This is a genomic window from Actinoallomurus acanthiterrae (genome assembly GCF_054775715.1).
Map to the genome: position 1 here is coordinate 4,234,279 of NZ_BAAHCO010000001.1, position 15,261 is coordinate 4,249,539.

At 71.3% G+C, this 15,261-nt stretch carries 13 protein-coding genes; 6 read left to right on the forward strand and 7 right to left on the reverse strand.

Translation table 11 applies throughout. The features are described from left to right. Positions 1-20: 20 nt before the first annotated feature. Entirely contained in the window at positions 21-1,310 is a 1,290-nt protein-coding gene (locus ACYVF7_RS20490) for a sensor histidine kinase (RefSeq protein ID WP_460342800.1), read from the forward strand. Here ACYVF7_RS20490 and ACYVF7_RS20495 read toward each other — a convergent pair. The 4 genes from ACYVF7_RS20495 to ACYVF7_RS20510 are packed head-to-tail and all read right to left on the reverse strand — an operon-like array spanning position 1,258 to position 6,725. Next, entirely contained in the window at positions 1,258-2,793 is a 1,536-nt protein-coding gene (locus tag ACYVF7_RS20495) for an MFS transporter (protein WP_460342803.1), read from the reverse strand. The genes ACYVF7_RS20490 and ACYVF7_RS20495 overlap by 53 nt on opposite strands. Beyond that, a complete protein-coding gene (locus tag ACYVF7_RS20500) occupies positions 2,790-4,151 on the reverse strand; it encodes a cytochrome P450 (protein ID WP_460342806.1) in 1,362 nt (453 codons plus the stop codon). Before ACYVF7_RS20500 ends, ACYVF7_RS20495 begins: the two co-directional genes overlap by 4 nt. After that, positions 4,139-5,182, reverse strand: a complete 1,044-nt coding sequence (locus ACYVF7_RS20505) for an alpha-hydroxy acid oxidase (protein WP_460342809.1) — start codon at positions 5,180-5,182, stop codon at positions 4,139-4,141. The genes ACYVF7_RS20500 and ACYVF7_RS20505 overlap by 13 nt, the downstream gene beginning before the upstream one ends. A gap of 10 nt (positions 5,183-5,192) precedes the next feature. Next, on the reverse strand, positions 5,193-6,725 hold the full coding sequence (locus ACYVF7_RS20510) for an NAD(P)-binding domain-containing protein (RefSeq protein WP_460342812.1): 1,533 nt from the start codon (positions 6,723-6,725) through the stop codon (positions 5,193-5,195). Positions 6,726-6,942: 217 nt separating this feature from the next. Between ACYVF7_RS20510 and ACYVF7_RS20515 the strand changes: the two genes are divergently transcribed. The 3 genes from ACYVF7_RS20515 (at position 6,943) to ACYVF7_RS20525 (ending at position 10,470) form a co-directional block, all read left to right on the forward strand. Beyond that, positions 6,943-7,380 carry a Fur family transcriptional regulator gene (locus tag ACYVF7_RS20515; protein ID WP_460342815.1) on the forward strand — a complete coding sequence of 146 codons (438 nt, stop codon included), beginning with the start codon at positions 6,943-6,945 and terminating at the stop codon, positions 7,378-7,380. A gap of 33 nt (positions 7,381-7,413) precedes the next feature. Further along, positions 7,414-9,633, forward strand: a complete 2,220-nt coding sequence (katG, locus tag ACYVF7_RS20520; RefSeq protein WP_460342818.1) for a catalase/peroxidase HPI — start codon at positions 7,414-7,416, stop codon at positions 9,631-9,633. Positions 9,634-10,002: 369 nt separating this feature from the next. After that, positions 10,003-10,470 (forward strand): GNAT family N-acetyltransferase, encoded by a 468-nt coding sequence (locus ACYVF7_RS20525; RefSeq protein ID WP_460342821.1) that lies wholly within the window; start codon positions 10,003-10,005, stop codon positions 10,468-10,470. 160 nt (positions 10,471-10,630) lie between these two features. On the opposite strand, the gene ACYVF7_RS20530 is transcribed toward ACYVF7_RS20525, so the two are convergent. After that, positions 10,631-11,149, reverse strand: coding sequence for a winged helix-turn-helix transcriptional regulator (locus ACYVF7_RS20530; protein WP_460342824.1), 519 nt, complete (start codon positions 11,147-11,149; stop codon positions 10,631-10,633). A 77-nt stretch (positions 11,150-11,226) separates the two neighbouring features. Here ACYVF7_RS20530 and ACYVF7_RS20535 point away from each other — a divergent pair, with 77 nt between their 5' ends. Continuing rightward, positions 11,227-11,964, forward strand: a complete 738-nt coding sequence (locus tag ACYVF7_RS20535) for a class I SAM-dependent methyltransferase (RefSeq protein ID WP_460342828.1) — start codon at positions 11,227-11,229, stop codon at positions 11,962-11,964. 9 nt (positions 11,965-11,973) lie between these two features. On the opposite strand, the gene ACYVF7_RS20540 is transcribed toward ACYVF7_RS20535, so the two are convergent. After that, a complete protein-coding gene (locus ACYVF7_RS20540; RefSeq protein WP_460342831.1) occupies positions 11,974-13,056 on the reverse strand; it encodes a hypothetical protein in 1,083 nt (360 codons plus the stop codon). Between the two features lie 226 nt (positions 13,057-13,282). On the opposite strand from ACYVF7_RS20540, the gene ACYVF7_RS20545 reads away from it, so the two are divergent. Then, positions 13,283-14,317: a hypothetical protein gene (locus ACYVF7_RS20545; protein WP_460342834.1), complete on the forward strand. Its 1,035-nt coding sequence runs from the start codon at positions 13,283-13,285 to the stop codon at positions 14,315-14,317. A gap of 25 nt (positions 14,318-14,342) precedes the next feature. Here ACYVF7_RS20545 and ACYVF7_RS20550 read toward each other — a convergent pair whose 3' ends face one another. Next, a complete protein-coding gene (locus ACYVF7_RS20550) occupies positions 14,343-15,248 on the reverse strand; it encodes a TIGR03619 family F420-dependent LLM class oxidoreductase (protein WP_460342836.1) in 906 nt (301 codons plus the stop codon). Positions 15,249-15,261: the final 13 nt, after the last annotated feature.

Below are 15,261 nucleotides of genomic sequence, written 5' to 3' on the forward strand. Positions count from 1 at the left end.
GACCACCGGATGGGGGAGCCGTGACCCGAGCGCCGGACCTCGAGCGCCGTCTGCTGGTCCGCGCCCGGATGGTCATCACCGCGCAGGTCGCCGGCGCGGTCACCCTCGTCATCGCGCTCGTCGGGGTGCTGGTCTACTGCGTGACCATCGACGGCCAGGCCTCGTCCGCGGGGCGGGACCTGGCCGTCGCGGTCGCGCGCGCCGACATCGCCCACCCGCCGCCCTGCATCTGGCTCTTCGAACTGCGGGGCGGCGCCCTGACCGCGTCCCCCGGGGCGCCCACCGACCTGCCCCTGCGCACCGAGCTGCACCGGGTCGCCGCCGACCACCGCCCCCGGACCGGCCGGATCACGGTCGGCGGGCGGGCCTACGTCGTACGGACCGAGTTCCGGGCCGGCGTGGTCCGCCAGGCGCTCATCGACCTGCGCTACCAGGTGGAGGAGCGGCGTCGCCTGTACGTCGCGCTGGCCGCGGCCGAGGCCGCCGGGCTGCTGGCCGCACTGCTCGTGGGTCAGCTGCTCGCCCGCCGGGCGATCGCGCCGCTGGGCGAGGCGCTCGCCCGCCAGCGGAGGTTCGTGGCCGACGCGAGCCATGAGCTGCGCACGCCGCTGACCCAGCTGCACACGCGGGCGCAGCTGCTGGAACGGCGGCTGCGGCCCGACGCCGACCCGTCGGCCCTGGCCGCCGAGGTGAGCCGGATGGTCATCGGGACCCGCCAGCTCAGCGAGGTGATCGACGACCTGCTCCTGTCCGCACAGCTGCGGCAGACGCGCGGGCTGTTCGGCCCGGTCGACCTCGGCGCCATCGCCGACGGCCTGATCACCGCCGAGAGCGCCCGCGCCGAGGCGCGCGAGGTGACCCTGGAAGTACGGCTCCGGGACCTGGGCCCGCACATCGTGCGCGGCGTCGAACCGGCGCTGCGGCGGGTGGTCACCTCACTGGTCGACAACGCCTTCGGCCACACCGCGCCCGGCGGGCACATCACGGTGACGCTCTCCCGTGACGGAGCCATGGTCGGGCTGGAGGTCCGCGACGACGGCGTGGGGCTCGACCCGCGGGACGCCGAGCGGCTGTTCACCCGGTTCGCCCGCGGGGAGCACGGGGCGGGCCGCCGGTTCGGCCTCGGGCTGGCCCTGGTACGCGAGGTCGTCGACGGCCACGGCGGCACGATCGACGTGGACGGCCGTCCCGGCGCGGGCGCGGCCTTCACCGTCCGGCTGCCCGCCGAGCGCACGGCCCCCACCGAGCACGCCAGGATCACCCCGTCTCCGCCTCGACCAGTGGCCGCCCGGCGGTCTCCATCCCGGTGAGCCACAGCACGAGCGCCGCGGCGGCCACGGGGGCCGCGACGATGAGCGCGAGCATGCGCAGCTCCGGCGCCGACGTCAGCAGCAGTGGGCCGAGCATGCCGCCGACCTTGCCGGCCGCCGCGGCCAGGCCGCTGCCGCCCGCGCGCAGGGCGGTCGGATAGACCTCGGTGGAGTACGGCGACAACAAGGCGATCATGCCGCCCGCGCCGGCCAGCAGCGTGACGAGCAGGACGAGGAGGAGTCCCCGGCCGCCCTCGCCGTCGACGCCGAGCACCGGGAACAGCACGAGCACCGCGCCGGTGATCGCCGCGTAGCAGAACATCGTCCGGCGGCTGCCCCATCGCCCGTACAGGTAGGCGGCCAGGGCGGTGTTGGGCACCGCGAAGAGTGAGGAGACGAACAGCAGCGCGCCGGCCGAGGACTTGTCGTCGCCCAGGAACGTCGGCAGGAAGGTGATGAACCCCCAGTTGACGATGCCCCAGCCCAGGCCGTACAGCGTGATGGTGGCCGTGCGCCGACGGAACGGCGGCACGAGCAGCGCGCGGAGCCGGGACCGGAACGACGACCACGCCGGGGGCGTGGCGGGGGCGGTGCCGGCCGGGCGGGTCGTGATCCCGTACCGCGTCATCACCCGCGCGGCCTCCTCGTCCCGGCCGACGGACAGCAGGAACCTCGGCGACTCGGGGATCCAGCGGCTCAGCACGAGCAGGAGCGTGCCGGTGGGCGCGCCGAGCACCCACAGGATCCGCCAGCCGAAGTGGGGGGCCAGCAGGGCGGAGGCGCCGCTGGCCACGAGGTACCCGAGCGCGGCGCCGAGGCCGCTCTGCAGCACGATGAGCCCGCCGCGCCGCCGGGCCGGGATCGACTCGGCCATCAGCGAGTAGACGGTCGGCAGCATGCCGCCCGCCGACGCGCCCATGAAGAAGCACATGACGAGATTCCACCCGAGACTGGGCATGAAACCGCAGATCGAGGTGGCGATGTAGATGACGGAGGAGAGCAGGATCGTCGACCGGCGGCCGAAGACGTCGGCGAGGAACCCCCAGAAGAGGGAGCCGGCGACCGTGCCGGTGATGGCGACGAACGGCAGGGATGCCGCTTCCCGGGTGCTGATCCCGTACTCCTCGGCCATGCCGGGCACCACGAAGCCGAGCGAGGCCGGCTTCATCGTGTCGACGACCAGCCCGACCGTGAGCACCACCACGAGCAGCCAGTGCGCCCGCGTCAGCGCCGCCTCGTCGAGCGAGGCGTACGGGGCGGCGGGAGCGCGCCGCGCGCGGGCGGCCCGCTCCTCCTTCCCCGGCAGCACGCCCCAGACGCACAGGGCCAGTCCCGCCACGATCAGCGTCATGCCGAGCGACATCGTGCGGCCCATCGGCATGCCGGCCATCATGAAGTGGTCGTGCCGGGCCATCACGTAGTCGGGCACGTGCAGGAGTACCCCGGCCGCGACCAGCAGGCAGCCGAACCAGAAGCGTTTCACCACGACCTCCCGGTGACAGGGCAGGCCCCCTCGGCGTTGGCGAAGTGACGCTCGCACAGCCGTTGCCGGCGGGCGTCCCAGACCATGTAGCCGCCGAGGACGAGTTGGACAGCGCTGCGCCACAGGTCCTCCCACCGGTCCCGGACCCGCATGGCCGCGAGCACCGCCGCCCGCCGTACGCCCGGCACCGCCGCGTCGCGGGGGACGAGCAGGCACGGCCCACGGTTGGGAACGGACCGGGTGTGCGCGGCGGAGGTGTGCAGCGTGAAGCGCCGGGCGATCTCGCGCGCCGCGACCCGCATCGTGATCGGGGTCAGGTGCCAGGCCGGGCAGGGCCGGTTCGCGGCGATCCCGAACGGGATGTGGTTGACGTCGCGGGCCGACAGCGTCTCCCAGCGCTCGGGACGGAACTCGCCGGCGTCCTCGAACCCGGCGCGGTGGAACGCCGGATAGTCGAAACACAGCACCGAGCCCGGCGGGATCGTCGTCTCCCCGACCCGCGTCTCCGCGGAGGTGACCCGATGCGCGATCCCGAACAGCGGGTAGAGCCGCAGCGTCTCGTCGATCACCCGGTGGACGTACCGGTCGTCGGCGTCGCGCAGTCGCTCCTGAACGTCCGGGTGCTGCGCGAGGGCCATGAGCAGGTGGGTCATCGCCTCCGACGTCTGCACGATCGCGGTGTTGAAGAAGGTGCCCTGCAGGTACAGCGCCCGCTCGCGCGCCGACAGCCCCTCCGGCAGGGGGTGCCGCACGTCGGCGAGGCGGCGTTCCAGGTAGTCGGTGAGCCGGTGCCGCCGGTCCATGTGCCGCAGCCCGCAGCACTTGAGGGCGGTCACCACGTCGTCGGCGTTGGCGACGATGAGGTCGCGCGCCTCGGGCGGGCAGCGCTCGCCGAACACCACCTCGTAGTAGAACTCCGCCCAGATCGGCATCATCAGGTCGCGGAGCCGTACGGTCGTCATGCCGTCGATGCCGCGCAGGCCCCGCTCCACGCACTGGGCGGTCAGCTCCTCGGCCCGTGCGGTCGGCATGGACAGGAACGCGCGGGTCGTCCGGGCGACCTCCTCGTACCGGGGGCCCGGTTCCAGGTGTTCCTGATGGATGTGCGGGCCGGGCGCCAGCCAGTACCAGAACAGGTCCGACAGGGCGGCGCCCTTGCTGCGGCCGTTCGCCGCCGGGTCGGCGTACACCTGCCGGAACCGCGACACGTCGACGAGGGGACCGGGGACGGTGATCGCCTCGTCGCCGTTGACCCGCGCGAAGATCCACACGCGTAGCGCGACGACCCGGCCCGGCAGCCAGTACGGCAGGCTCAGGACCAGGGCGACCGCCGCGACGGTCACGATCACGGTCGGCATCGGACGAAGCTCCGGTCGAGGTCCCGGACCGACGCGCAGCCGCACTGGACGAGGGCGTGGTCGACCTCGTCGCGGATGCGCTCCAGCACGCCCTTGACGCCCTGCTCGCCCTCAGCCGCCAGGCCCCACACGACCGGCCGGCCGAGCGCGACCGCGCTCGCGCCCAGCGCGAGGGCCTTGAGCACGTCGGTGCCGCGCCGGATGCCGCCGTCCATCAGCACGGGCAGGCCGCCGGCGGCGTCCACGACCTCGGGGAGCACGTCGATCGTCGCGGGCACGGTGTCGAGCTGGCGGCCGCCGTGGTTGGACACCAGCAGCCCGGCGACCCCGGCGTCGACCGCGAGCCGGGCGTCCTCCGCGTGCAGGACGCCCTTGAGCACGATCGGCAGGTCGGTGATCTCCCGCAGCCAGGCGATGTGGTCCCAGGAGATCTCCGGCGACATGGTGATCTGCCGGACGTCGCCGGGGGCATCGCCGATCCGCAGGTTCTCGCAGCGCAGACCGTCCGGCAGGTCGTGGAAGTCGTTGCGGTCGTCGCGTTCGCGCCGACCCAGGGCGGGGGAGTCGACGGTGACGACCAGGGCCGTGCAGCCCGCCGCCTCGGCCCGCCGGACGATGGCCTCGGTGAAGCCGCGGTCGGGCTGGATGTACAGCTGGAACCACAGCTTCGCGCCCGGCGCCTCGGCCGCGATGTCCTCCACCGCCACGGTCGAGGCCATGCTCACGATCATGATGGTGTCGGCGGCGGCCACCGCCCGTACGGTCGCGCGCTCGCCGTCGGGTGCCGCGATCTTGTGGAACGCCGTCGGCGCCACCAGCACCGGCATCGACGCCCGGGTGCCGAGCAGGGTCACGCCGAGCTCGCGCCGCGCACTGCCGCGCAGGATGCGCGGGACGAGCGAGACGCGCCCCAGCGACGCCTCGTTCGCCCGCAGGGTGACCTCGTCGCCCGCACCGCCCGCGAAGTAGTCGTAGTACACGGGGTCCAGGCGCTCGCGCGCCACGGCCTCGTACTCGCGCAGGGTCCGCATCGCTCCGCCCTCAGGCCGGTATCGTCGCGGTCTGCACGGCGAAGAACGCCCGGAGCGGTTCGCGGTGCGTCGTCGGGGAGTCCCACTCGTTCTCGAGGTTCTCGGTGATGTGGTGCGTCGCGACGAGCTCCTCACCGCGGTAGTGCCGCACCACCGGGTGCAGGTAGTGGCCCTCGTCGGCCCGGTCGGCGTCGCTCTGGGCGATGCGGCGGACCGAGATGTCGAAGGGGTCGTGCTTGTCGTGGTCCGGCCCGTACTCCAGGGTGATCCGGTAGTGGTCGGGGAGGTCGACGTGGTCGAACGGCATCTCCTCCAGGTACCGCGCGCCGTCGCCGTCGATCGCGATCACGTCCGCCAGGAAGCCGAACTGCTGCCACAGCGCCGACGTCCGGTTGACGCGCTCGAGCACCGCGTCCGCCAGCGCGTCCGGCGTGACGGAAAGCGCGCGGTGCGGCCACGCGACGCCCTGGTACCTGCTCTCCAGGATCCGGAACAGGGAGCGCGCGCCGTACCGGAACCCGTGGATGAACCCGCTGGTCCCCTTCTTGAAATCACGCGACTGGGTGATCGTCCCCGCGAAGTACAGGCCGGCGACGTTCGCCGACTCCCACGCGGTCGTCAGCGCGGGGAACCGGTCGCGGATCGTCAGCTCGGGACGGCACGTCTCATCGAAGATCGAGGCGTCGAAGCGGAAGCCGGTGCACGCGATCACCCGGTCGTACGGCACGTCCTTGGTGACCTCGTCCGCACGGGCGAAGCTCACGGTCACGAGGTAGCCGTCGTCCCGCTTCTCGATCTTCTTGACGGTCCCGTCGAGGATCGCGTTCTGCGCCTTGAGCTGGTACGTGTCGAGGAAGTTGTTGTTGACGGCCCGCAGGTGCCCGACGAAGTGCGTCTGCCACGCCAGCCGTACGGAGCTGGGCCCCGCGACGTGGATCACCGCGGCCTTCTCGATGAGGTTCTCGGCGGTCTCGAACGCCGAGTTGCCCTTGCCGATGACCAGGACCCGCTGGTCGGTGAACTCCGCCGGGTCGACCGACACGGTCGTGTACAGGTCGGCCGTCTCGATGCCGGGGATCGGCGGGACGTACGGCTGGGAGAAGCCGGTCGCCGCGACGAGGCACCGGGCCCGGTGGACGTCACCGCTCTCGGTGCGCACCTCGAAGCCCTCGTCGTCGCGCGTGACCAACGTGGCCCGGCTGTCGTACGCGACGCGCAGCCCGGTCGCCTTGGCGAAGTCGGCGAGGTAGCGCACCATCTCGTCGGCGGGCGGGAAGAAGCGTTCGCTGTACCGCGTGAACAGCAGCTCGGGGTCGTCGGTCAGCAGGGAGTTCCAGTCCATCCGGAGGTTCAGCTCCGGGTCGGTCCACCCCGTGTGCACCTTGTTGTTGGAGATCAGCGTCCGGTGCCGGGGGAAGGTCTTGAAGAAGGTCCCGGGTGTCGGACCGGCCTCGAGGATCAGATAGTCGCGGCCCGCCTTCTCCAGGAGATATCCGAGCTGGAGTCCCGCCGGACCCGCTCCGAGAACCAGGTAGTCCTTCATCGCGTCCACCTTTTCGATCAGGGTGCGGACGCGGTCAGCATGGGAGCGCGAATCTCAGAGGATTCTCAGAGATCCGATGTGGCGGACGGCCCGACCTCCCCGCTGTCCGCTCCCGGCCACGCGACTGTGGCAGACGTGCCCTTTGCCTGATGCGTTACGAAACTTGGAAGGTTCGTTCCCTTGAATCATTCGTGTTTATGGCGGTAGGTTGGGCGGCATGAGCGCACCCCGTGATCCGGCCACCGCCGATGAGCTGCGCGGTGCCGGCCTGCGGGTGACGGCTGCCCGCGTCGCACTGCTCGAGACCGTCCGGGACGGTGACCACCTCGACGTCGAGGCGCTCGCCTCCGGCGTGCGCGAGCGCGTGGGCCACATCTCGCTTCAAGCGGTGTACGAGGCCCTCCACGCGCTCACCGCGGCGGGACTCGTACGCCGCATCGAACCGCCCGGCAGTCCGGCCCGGTTCGAGGGACGCGTGGGGGACAACCACCACCACATCATCTGCCGGTCGTGCGGTGTCGTCGCCGACGTCGACTGCGCGGTCGGCGAGGCGCCGTGCCTCACCGCGTCCGACGACCACGGCTTCTCGATCGACGAGGCCGAGGTCATCTACTGGGGCCTGTGCTCCGACTGTTCCACCGCCCGTAGTGCCTGAGCATTGTGATCCGACTAGTCCGGAAGGGTTTCCATGACCGAGAACCATGACGCGATCGTCACCGAGTCGAAGACGGAGGAGACCGGAGGCTGTCCGGTCGCGCACGGCCGTGCCCCGCACCCGACGCAGGGCGGCGGCAACCGCCAGTGGTGGCCGGACCGGCTCAACCTGAAGATCCTCGCGAAGAACCCCGCCGTGGCCAACCCCCTCGGCGAGGAGTTCGACTACGCCGAGGCGTTCAAGAGCCTCGACCTGCCGGCCGTGAAGCGGGACATCGCCGAGGTGCTGACCACCTCGCAGGACTGGTGGCCGGCCGACTTCGGTCACTACGGCCCGCTCATCATCCGGATGGCGTGGCACAGCGCGGGCACCTACCGGATCAGCGACGGCCGCGGCGGCGCCGGGGCCGGTCAGCAGCGCTTCGCGCCGCTCAACAGCTGGCCGGACAACGGAAACCTCGACAAGGCGCGCCGCCTGCTGTGGCCGGTCAAGCAGAAGTACGGCCAGAAGATCTCGTGGGCCGACCTGATGATCCTCGCCGGCAACGTCGCCCTGGAGTCGATGGGCTTCAAGACGTTCGGCTTCGGCGGTGGCCGTGCGGACGTCTGGGAGCCCGAGGAGGACGTCTACTGGGGTCCCGAGACCACTTGGCTCGGCGACGAGCGCTACACCGGCGACCGTGAGCTGGAGAACCCTCTGGGCGCGGTCCAGATGGGCCTGATCTACGTCAACCCGGAAGGCCCGAACGGCAACCCGGACCCGCTGGCCGCGGCCCGCGACATCCGTGAGACGTTCCGCCGGATGGCGATGAACGACGAGGAGACGGTCGCCCTGATCGCGGGCGGTCACACCTTCGGCAAGACCCACGGCGCGGGCCCGGCGGACAACGTCGGCGCCGACCCCGAGGCCGCCCCGATCGAGGAGCAGGGCCTGGGCTGGAAGAGCACCTTCGGCACCGGCAAGGGCGGCGACGCGATCACCAGCGGCCTCGAGGTCACGTGGACGCCCACCCCGACCAAGTGGGACAACACCTTCTTCGAGACCCTGTTCGCCTACGAGTGGGAGCTGACCCAGAGCCCCGCCGGCGCGAACCAGTGGACGGCGAAGGACGGCGCCGGCGCGGGCACCATTCCCGACGCCCACGACTCGTCGAAGAGCCACGCGCCGACGATGCTCACGACCGACCTCGCGCTCCGCTTCGACCCGATCTACGAGCCGATCTCGCGGCGCTTCCTGGAGAACCCCGACGAGCTCGCGGACGCGTTCGCCCGGGCGTGGTTCAAGCTGACCCACCGCGACATGGGCCCGGTCGTGCGCTACCTCGGCCCGGAGGTCCCGGCCGAGGTGCTGGTGTGGCAGGACCCGCTGCCGCCGGTGACGCACGAGCTCGTCGACGCCGCGGACATCGCCTCCCTCAAGGCGAAGATCCTCGCCTCGGGCCTGACGGTGTCCCAGCTCGTGTCCACCGCGTGGGCGTCGGCCTCCACCTTCCGCGGCAGCGACAAGCGCGGCGGCGCCAACGGCGCGCGCATCCGCCTCCAGCCGCAGGCCGGGTGGGAGGTCAACGACCCCGACCAGCTGGCGACGGTGCTGAGCGTCCTGGCGAACATCCAGGAGACCTTCAACGCCGGCGGCAAGCAGATCTCGCTCGCCGACCTGATCGTGCTCGCCGGCGGCGCGGCCGTCGAGAAGGCGGCGAAGGACGCCGGCTTCGAGATCGAGGTCCCGTTCACGCCGGGCCGCGCGGACGCGTCGCAGGAGCAGACCGACGTGGAGTCGTTCGCCGCGCTCGAGCCGACCGCCGACGGGTTCCGCAACTACGTCGGGAAGGGCAACCGGCTTCCGGCCGAGTACCTGCTGCTCGACCGGGCCAACCTGCTGACCCTGAGCGCCCCCGAGATGACGGTCCTCGTCGGTGGCCTCCGCGTCCTGGGCGCGAACCACCAGCAGTCGCGGCACGGCGTCCTCACCGCCAACCCCGGCACCCTGACCAACGACTTCTTCGTCAACCTGCTCGACCTGGGCACGACGTGGACGTCGACGTCCGAGGACGCGGCCACGTTCGAGGGCCGCGACGCCACGGGCGAGGTCAAGTGGACCGGCACCCGCGCCGACCTCGTCTTCGGGTCGAACTCCGAGCTGCGCGCGCTCGCGGAGGTCTACGCGAGCGATGACGCCAAGGAGAAGTTCGTGACGGACTTCGTCGCGGCGTGGAACAAGGTGATGAACCTCGACCGGTTCGACCTCGTCTGATCACGTCTGAGTACGACGTCCAGGTCGGCCCCTGTGGCCGACCTGGACGTTCTCATTTTCAGTGAACAGCGCCCGCCGCCCTCCGAACCGCCGCTGACCTGCTCCTCAGCACCGCAGGGGCGCCCGCCCGCAGGCCGCCCGCTCTGGCACGCCCGATGATCAAGGCATGTGTCCCTTAGGAAGGGTTAAGTGCCACACCGCGAACGAGAGAGTTCGCGGCCCTCTAGCTGGGCTAGCGAGGGTATTCACTGCCTGATTCGGAGCGAGCGATTGCCTCTGTCTGAACCGAGAGGGATATTTGACTCCGTGGCCGAACCTTCGATCCGAGTAGCCTGCGAAGCTGACGCACCTACCATCGCACGGCTTCACTTGGCCTCCTACCGTGCAGCCTATCGCGGTCTCCTGCCGCAGTCGCTTCTTGCCGACTACGACATTCGCGAACGTGAGCAGCGATGGAGAGATAGTTTGCGTGAGCCGGCCAATGTAACCATCGTCGCCGAGGACGCAACGCCTTCTGCTGTCACTTTGATCGCTTTCGCTGAGATCGGTCCTTGTAGTGATGCCGATATGGCCGTGAGCACAGGCCAGTTGCGGGCGCTGCACGTTGCCGAGAGGTTTTGGCATCAGGGGATCGGGAGTATGTTGCACAGGTGTGCGATCCAGTCGCTCGCCACCCGAAAGTTCGAAAGCGCTGTTTTGTGGGTGCTGCGAGACAACGTGAGGGCTCGCGCCTTCTATGAGACGGTCGGCTGGACCCGTTATGGCCGTGAGCGTCACCGAGTGATCCGTGGCGCGGATGTGTTCGAAGTTGGCTACCGGATTACAATTAGTGAATAAAAGCGACCTGACACAGTCATCCGCCATCACTCGTTGACGGTCGCATGCAACCGGACACACACCGAACGGCGCCCTGCCCTGTTCGAGCAGCTCGGACGCTGTTTTGTGCCGGTCTTGACCGGTGGGCAGGGGCGGGGTCGAACTGCCGACCTTCCGCTTTTCAGACGGAGGGGGCGTCGGCCCCGCGGGCGGCGATGAGCGGGCCGAGCACGCGGGTGCCGGGGCCGACCCGTCCGCCCGGTCCCGGGAGCTGAGTCGTGTTGTGCACGGTGAGCGGTTCGCCGCAGTGCGCGCACGCAGCCACGGCGTGCGTGTCGTGGCCGCAGTCGAGGTGGTGGATGCGGGCCGGCGGCCCGGCGGGATCGGCGTACCAGCGGTCACCCCACTCCATCAGGGCGAGCAGTACGGGGTACAGCTCCTCGCCCTTGCGCGTCGCGCGGTAGTCGTCGCGCGGCGGATGCTCCTGGTAGCGCTCGCGGACGAGGACACCCTCCTCGACGAGCCGGGCCAGCCGGGCGGCGAGCACCTTCCGCGAGATTCCCAGGTCGCGGGCGAGGTCGTCGAAACGCGTCACACCGGTGATGACGTCACGCATGATCAGCGCCGTCCAGGCGTCACCGAACAGGTCGGTCGCGCGCGCGATCGAGCAGGCCACGTCGGCGAGTCGGGTCCGGGTCACGCCCCGAACCTACACCCCGTGGGTTCCCTAAGGAAATCTGTTAGATTCCTTTAGGGAACTTACTCGGGAGGCGTGGCATGGCGGCACCGCACATCGAACTGGACTCACCCGACGCGATCGACGGACGCCACATCCGGGCGGTCGCCTTTCAGAAGGTGCGCGTGGAGTATGTCCAGCGCGTGCTGGAACGGCACGGTGGAAGGGCGCTGGTCGTCGGCAGCGGCCGGGGCGACCTGGCCGCGGCGCTCGGCGGGCTCGGCTTCGACGTCACCGCCGTCGACCCGTCGCCCTCCGCGACGGCGCTGGCGCGGCAGCGGCACGGCGACCGGATTCGCTGTGAGACGGCCACGGCCGAGGACCTGGGCCACGAGGACGGATCGTTCGACCTCGCCTACTACGCCGACACGTTCGAGATCACGCCGGACCTGGACCGCGTCGTCGGGCATGCTGCCCGGGTCCTGCGGCCCGGCGGTGTGCTGGTGTACGACACGGTCACGCGGACGCTCGTGTCCCGGCTCATCTATCTGGGCGCCTTCCAGGGCGTTCCGCAGACCCGCATCATGCCGCGTGGGCGGTACGCCGCGGCGCGCCTGCGCCCACCGGCCGAGGTGGCCCGCGTGCTCGAGCGCCACGGCCTGCGCGATGAGGACGTCTGCGGTTTCAAACCGACCCGCCCGCGCGACCTCGTCACCGCGGTGCTCGCCCGCCGGCGCGGCCGCATCACCGACGACGACATCGCCGAGGCGTGCCCCTTCGTCCTCGACCCGGACCACCGCCCGGTCGTCACCTACCTGGGGTACGCCCGCAAGCCGTAGGCCGGTGGATCACCACGCGACGCCCGGTGCGTCGCCCTTGCCCTGCCGTTTCCCGGTCGGAACCGGGAACGACGTCGTACGGCCGGTGGTGAGGTCGACGCGGTAGATGCGCCAGCCTTGGGTGTACAGCGCGAACCGGCCGGAACCGTCCAGGGCCAGATCACCCAGGCCATCCGCGCTGTTCCGTAGGTGCGCGAGCGTCCGAGCGGACCCGGCGTCCAAGGGGCGCCGTTCGATGCTCGACCCGGTGAGGACGATCACCGCTCGGTCGTCCGGGGTGACCACTCCGCCGAACGTGTCGGGCAGGTTGGTGACCGGCCGCACCGCCGACGCCAGTTGGCCGTCCGGTTGCGTCGCGTCCAGCGTCTTGAGGGTGTTCCCCGTCCACAGCCACAGGTGACGCCCGTCCTTCGCCCAGCTCAGACCGGTGACCTGCTTCCCGCGATCGCCCCAGTTGCGGACCACGCCCGTGACGATGTCCACGACGACGACGCCACCGGTGGCCATCGAGGTGTAGGCGAGCCGTCGGCCGTCCGGGCTCAGCGCGCACACCAGCCCGCCGTCGGCGGAGTTCGGACCCGCCGTCGGCATCGGTGCGAGGACCTTGCGGGCGGTCCCCGGCCGGCCCTGGTCGTCCAGCCGCACCGTGTAGAAGGCGAAGCCGGCGCCCGGTCCGGTCGTGCCGCCGATGACGAAGGTCCGGTCGTCCGGGGCCGCGGCGACCACCGACCACGAGGAGAAGATCCCCGGCGGCGACTCGATCGTGTGGAGCATCCGCCCGGTCTCCGCGTCGAGTACGACGGCATGCTCGGGGATCCAGGAGGTCGCCTCTTTGGCACTCGGCGGGTCGAACACCGCCTCCGGTCCGGCCGCCGCGACGATGAACTTCGGCGTTCCCGCGGGCCGCAGGGCCGGGTACACGGACAGCTTCGGCACCGCCAGTGGATTCTGCGCCGCCATCGGCGTCGCCGCGCCGGATCGGACCGGCGGTAGCGCCCGTTCGGCGTGGCCACCGCTGCAGCCGGTGAGCGCGAATGCCGCCACGATCACGGATGACACCGAGAGCCGTACGGCCCGGCCATGGGACGTCATCGTTCCGCCTTTCCGTATGGGCGGACGCCTCGCTCGCCCCAAGATCGGATCATCGTCTGTCGCTGCGCGGCGCCGCAAAGACGGTGGGTCCGAATGATCCCGCTTCCGCCGACCGTAAATAGACGCGACCCGGTGGTGTGCGGCCGTTCGGTGTCACGGCGGCGCGTCTGCGGGTGATCTTCACGGGATCGATCTTCCATGCCAAAGTAACGCTATGTCACGTCCTATGCACTTTGTCGGAAGTCTGCCGCCGGACCTGTGCGGCTCCCCGCGCCAGGCCATGCGGTGGATCGCCGACCAGGCCGACGGCCATCGGCTGACCGCCCTGCCCTGCGACCTCGACTCCGACTGGATCGTCGCCTACCTGCGCGACCTCGGCGAACGGCCGGCGTTCGCGCTCAAGCGTCCCGGCGAGTACTCCGGCTACGACGACATGCGCTCGTACGGCGTGCGCCGCGGCCACAAGCTGCGGCCCTCGGACGTGTCGATGAACCGCGAGGACCGGCTCCGGGAGATCCTGGAGGAGTTCCGCGCGCTGCGCGCCGAGGACCCGGCACTCGCCGACGTACGGCTGCAGGTCAGCCTGCCGAACCCGCTCGACCTGGCGATCTTCGTGTTCGAGGGCCGGCCCTGGCGGTCCCTGCGGTACCTGCCGGTGTTCGCGCAGGCGACCGTGGACGAGGTCACCGCGCTGACCCCCGAGGTCGGCCAGGACGTCGTGTGGCATCTGGAGACCCCGTCCGTCCTGGTCGGCATGGACATGGCCAAGCGCCTGCCGGGCGGCCGGTCCCTCGCCGCGCGGCTGCTGGCCCGCCAGGTCGCCGGCCTGCTCGCCCGCCTCCCGGCGGACGCGGAGGTGATCCTGCACCTCTGCTACGGCAACCTCGGGAACACCGAGCTCCTCGCCCCTCGCAACCTCGGCCCGGCCGTCCAGTACCTCAACCTCCTCGCCGCCCGACTCCGCCGTCGCGGCCGTCCGCTGCCGCCGGTCCACCTCCCGGCCGCGTACGGCGCGAACCCCGCGCCCCGGACGGAGGAGTTCTACCGTCCGCTGCGGCGGCTCGACCGCGAGTGGAGGATCATCGCGGGCATCGCCGCCGCGACCGACCCCGGAGGCGGCGTCGAGAGCCTGGGGCTCCTCGAGGCCGCAGCCGACCGCGAGGCGTACGCCGTCGCCACGGCCTGCGGCCTCGGCCGGCACACCGTGGAGCAGGCCGAGAAAGCGGTCGAGGCGATGGCCGCCGCTGCCCCTGCCCGCTGACGGGCGACGGCCCGGGCGCCGTGGATCACGACGGCGCCCGGGCCAGCAGGTCCTCCATCACCGCGAGCTGCGCGTCCGGATGCGTCCGCATCGCCCAGATCACATGCTCGGCACCCAGCGACCGGACCCGGGACAGATCCTCCAGAACCTGATCCACCGATCCGGTCAGCGGCGCCCGCTCGTCGAGCGGCTTGGCGGTGACAGAGCCGTTGACCCGTACGACGACCGGCAACGACGCCGGGTCGCGCCCGGCCTGCTCCGCCGCCCGCCGGAATCCGGCGACCGTCTCGTCGAGCTGCTCCCAGGACATGACGACCGGGTTCAGCCCGAGCCCCAGCCGCGCGGCACGCGCCACCGCGGCCGGGGCGACGGCACCGGCGAGCAGCGGCGGCCCACCCGGCCGTACGGGCTTCGGACCGATCTGGGACTCGGCGATCTCGTAGAACTCCCCGTCGAACCGCACCGGGTCCGGCCCCCACACCGCCCGCATCGCCGCGACGTGCTCCGCGAACCGCGCCCCGCGCCGCTCCGGCGGCACACCCGCCGCCGCGAACTCCTGCCGCATCCACCCCTGCCCGATCCCGACGACCAGCCGCCCGCCACTGAGCACGTCGAGCGTCGCCAGCCGCCGGGCCAGCACGACCGGGCTGTGCAACGGGGCAGGGATCACGCTGGTGCCAAGCCGGATCCCGCTAGTCCGCCCCGCGAGATAGCTGAGCGTCTCCAGCGGGTCATAGACGGTCGCGAACGCCTTCGGCAGCGGTGCCGGCGGCGCGAACCCGCCGTACGAGACCGGCTCCACGACGCGCAACAGCCGCTCGAACGTCCACACCGCCCCGAGCCCGATCCGCTCGGCCTCTTCCGCGAACCGGACGATCGTCCCAGGTGACGCCACCGAGCCGTACGAGGGAAGGTTGAGCCCGAAATCCATGCGCGTTCACCCG

Coding starts and splice junctions, on each gene's coding strand:
- ACYVF7_RS20500 (WP_460342806.1), bottom strand. CDS start 4,151: ATGCCGACCGTGATCGTGACCGTCGCGGCGGTCGCCCTGGTCCTGAGC.
- ACYVF7_RS20505 (WP_460342809.1), bottom strand. CDS start 5,182: ATGCGGACCCTGCGCGAGTACGAGGCCGTGGCGCGCGAGCGCCTGGAC.
- ACYVF7_RS20510 (WP_460342812.1), bottom strand. CDS start 6,725: ATGAAGGACTACCTGGTTCTCGGAGCGGGTCCGGCGGGACTCCAGCTC.
- ACYVF7_RS20515 (WP_460342815.1), top strand. CDS start 6,943: ATGAGCGCACCCCGTGATCCGGCCACCGCCGATGAGCTGCGCGGTGCC.
- katG (WP_460342818.1), top strand. CDS start 7,414: ATGACCGAGAACCATGACGCGATCGTCACCGAGTCGAAGACGGAGGAG.
- ACYVF7_RS20535 (WP_460342828.1), top strand. CDS start 11,227: ATGGCGGCACCGCACATCGAACTGGACTCACCCGACGCGATCGACGGA.
- ACYVF7_RS20540 (WP_460342831.1), bottom strand. CDS start 13,056: ATGACGTCCCATGGCCGGGCCGTACGGCTCTCGGTGTCATCCGTGATC.
- ACYVF7_RS20545 (WP_460342834.1), top strand. CDS start 13,283: ATGCACTTTGTCGGAAGTCTGCCGCCGGACCTGTGCGGCTCCCCGCGC.
- ACYVF7_RS20550 (WP_460342836.1), bottom strand. CDS start 15,248: ATGGATTTCGGGCTCAACCTTCCCTCGTACGGCTCGGTGGCGTCACCT.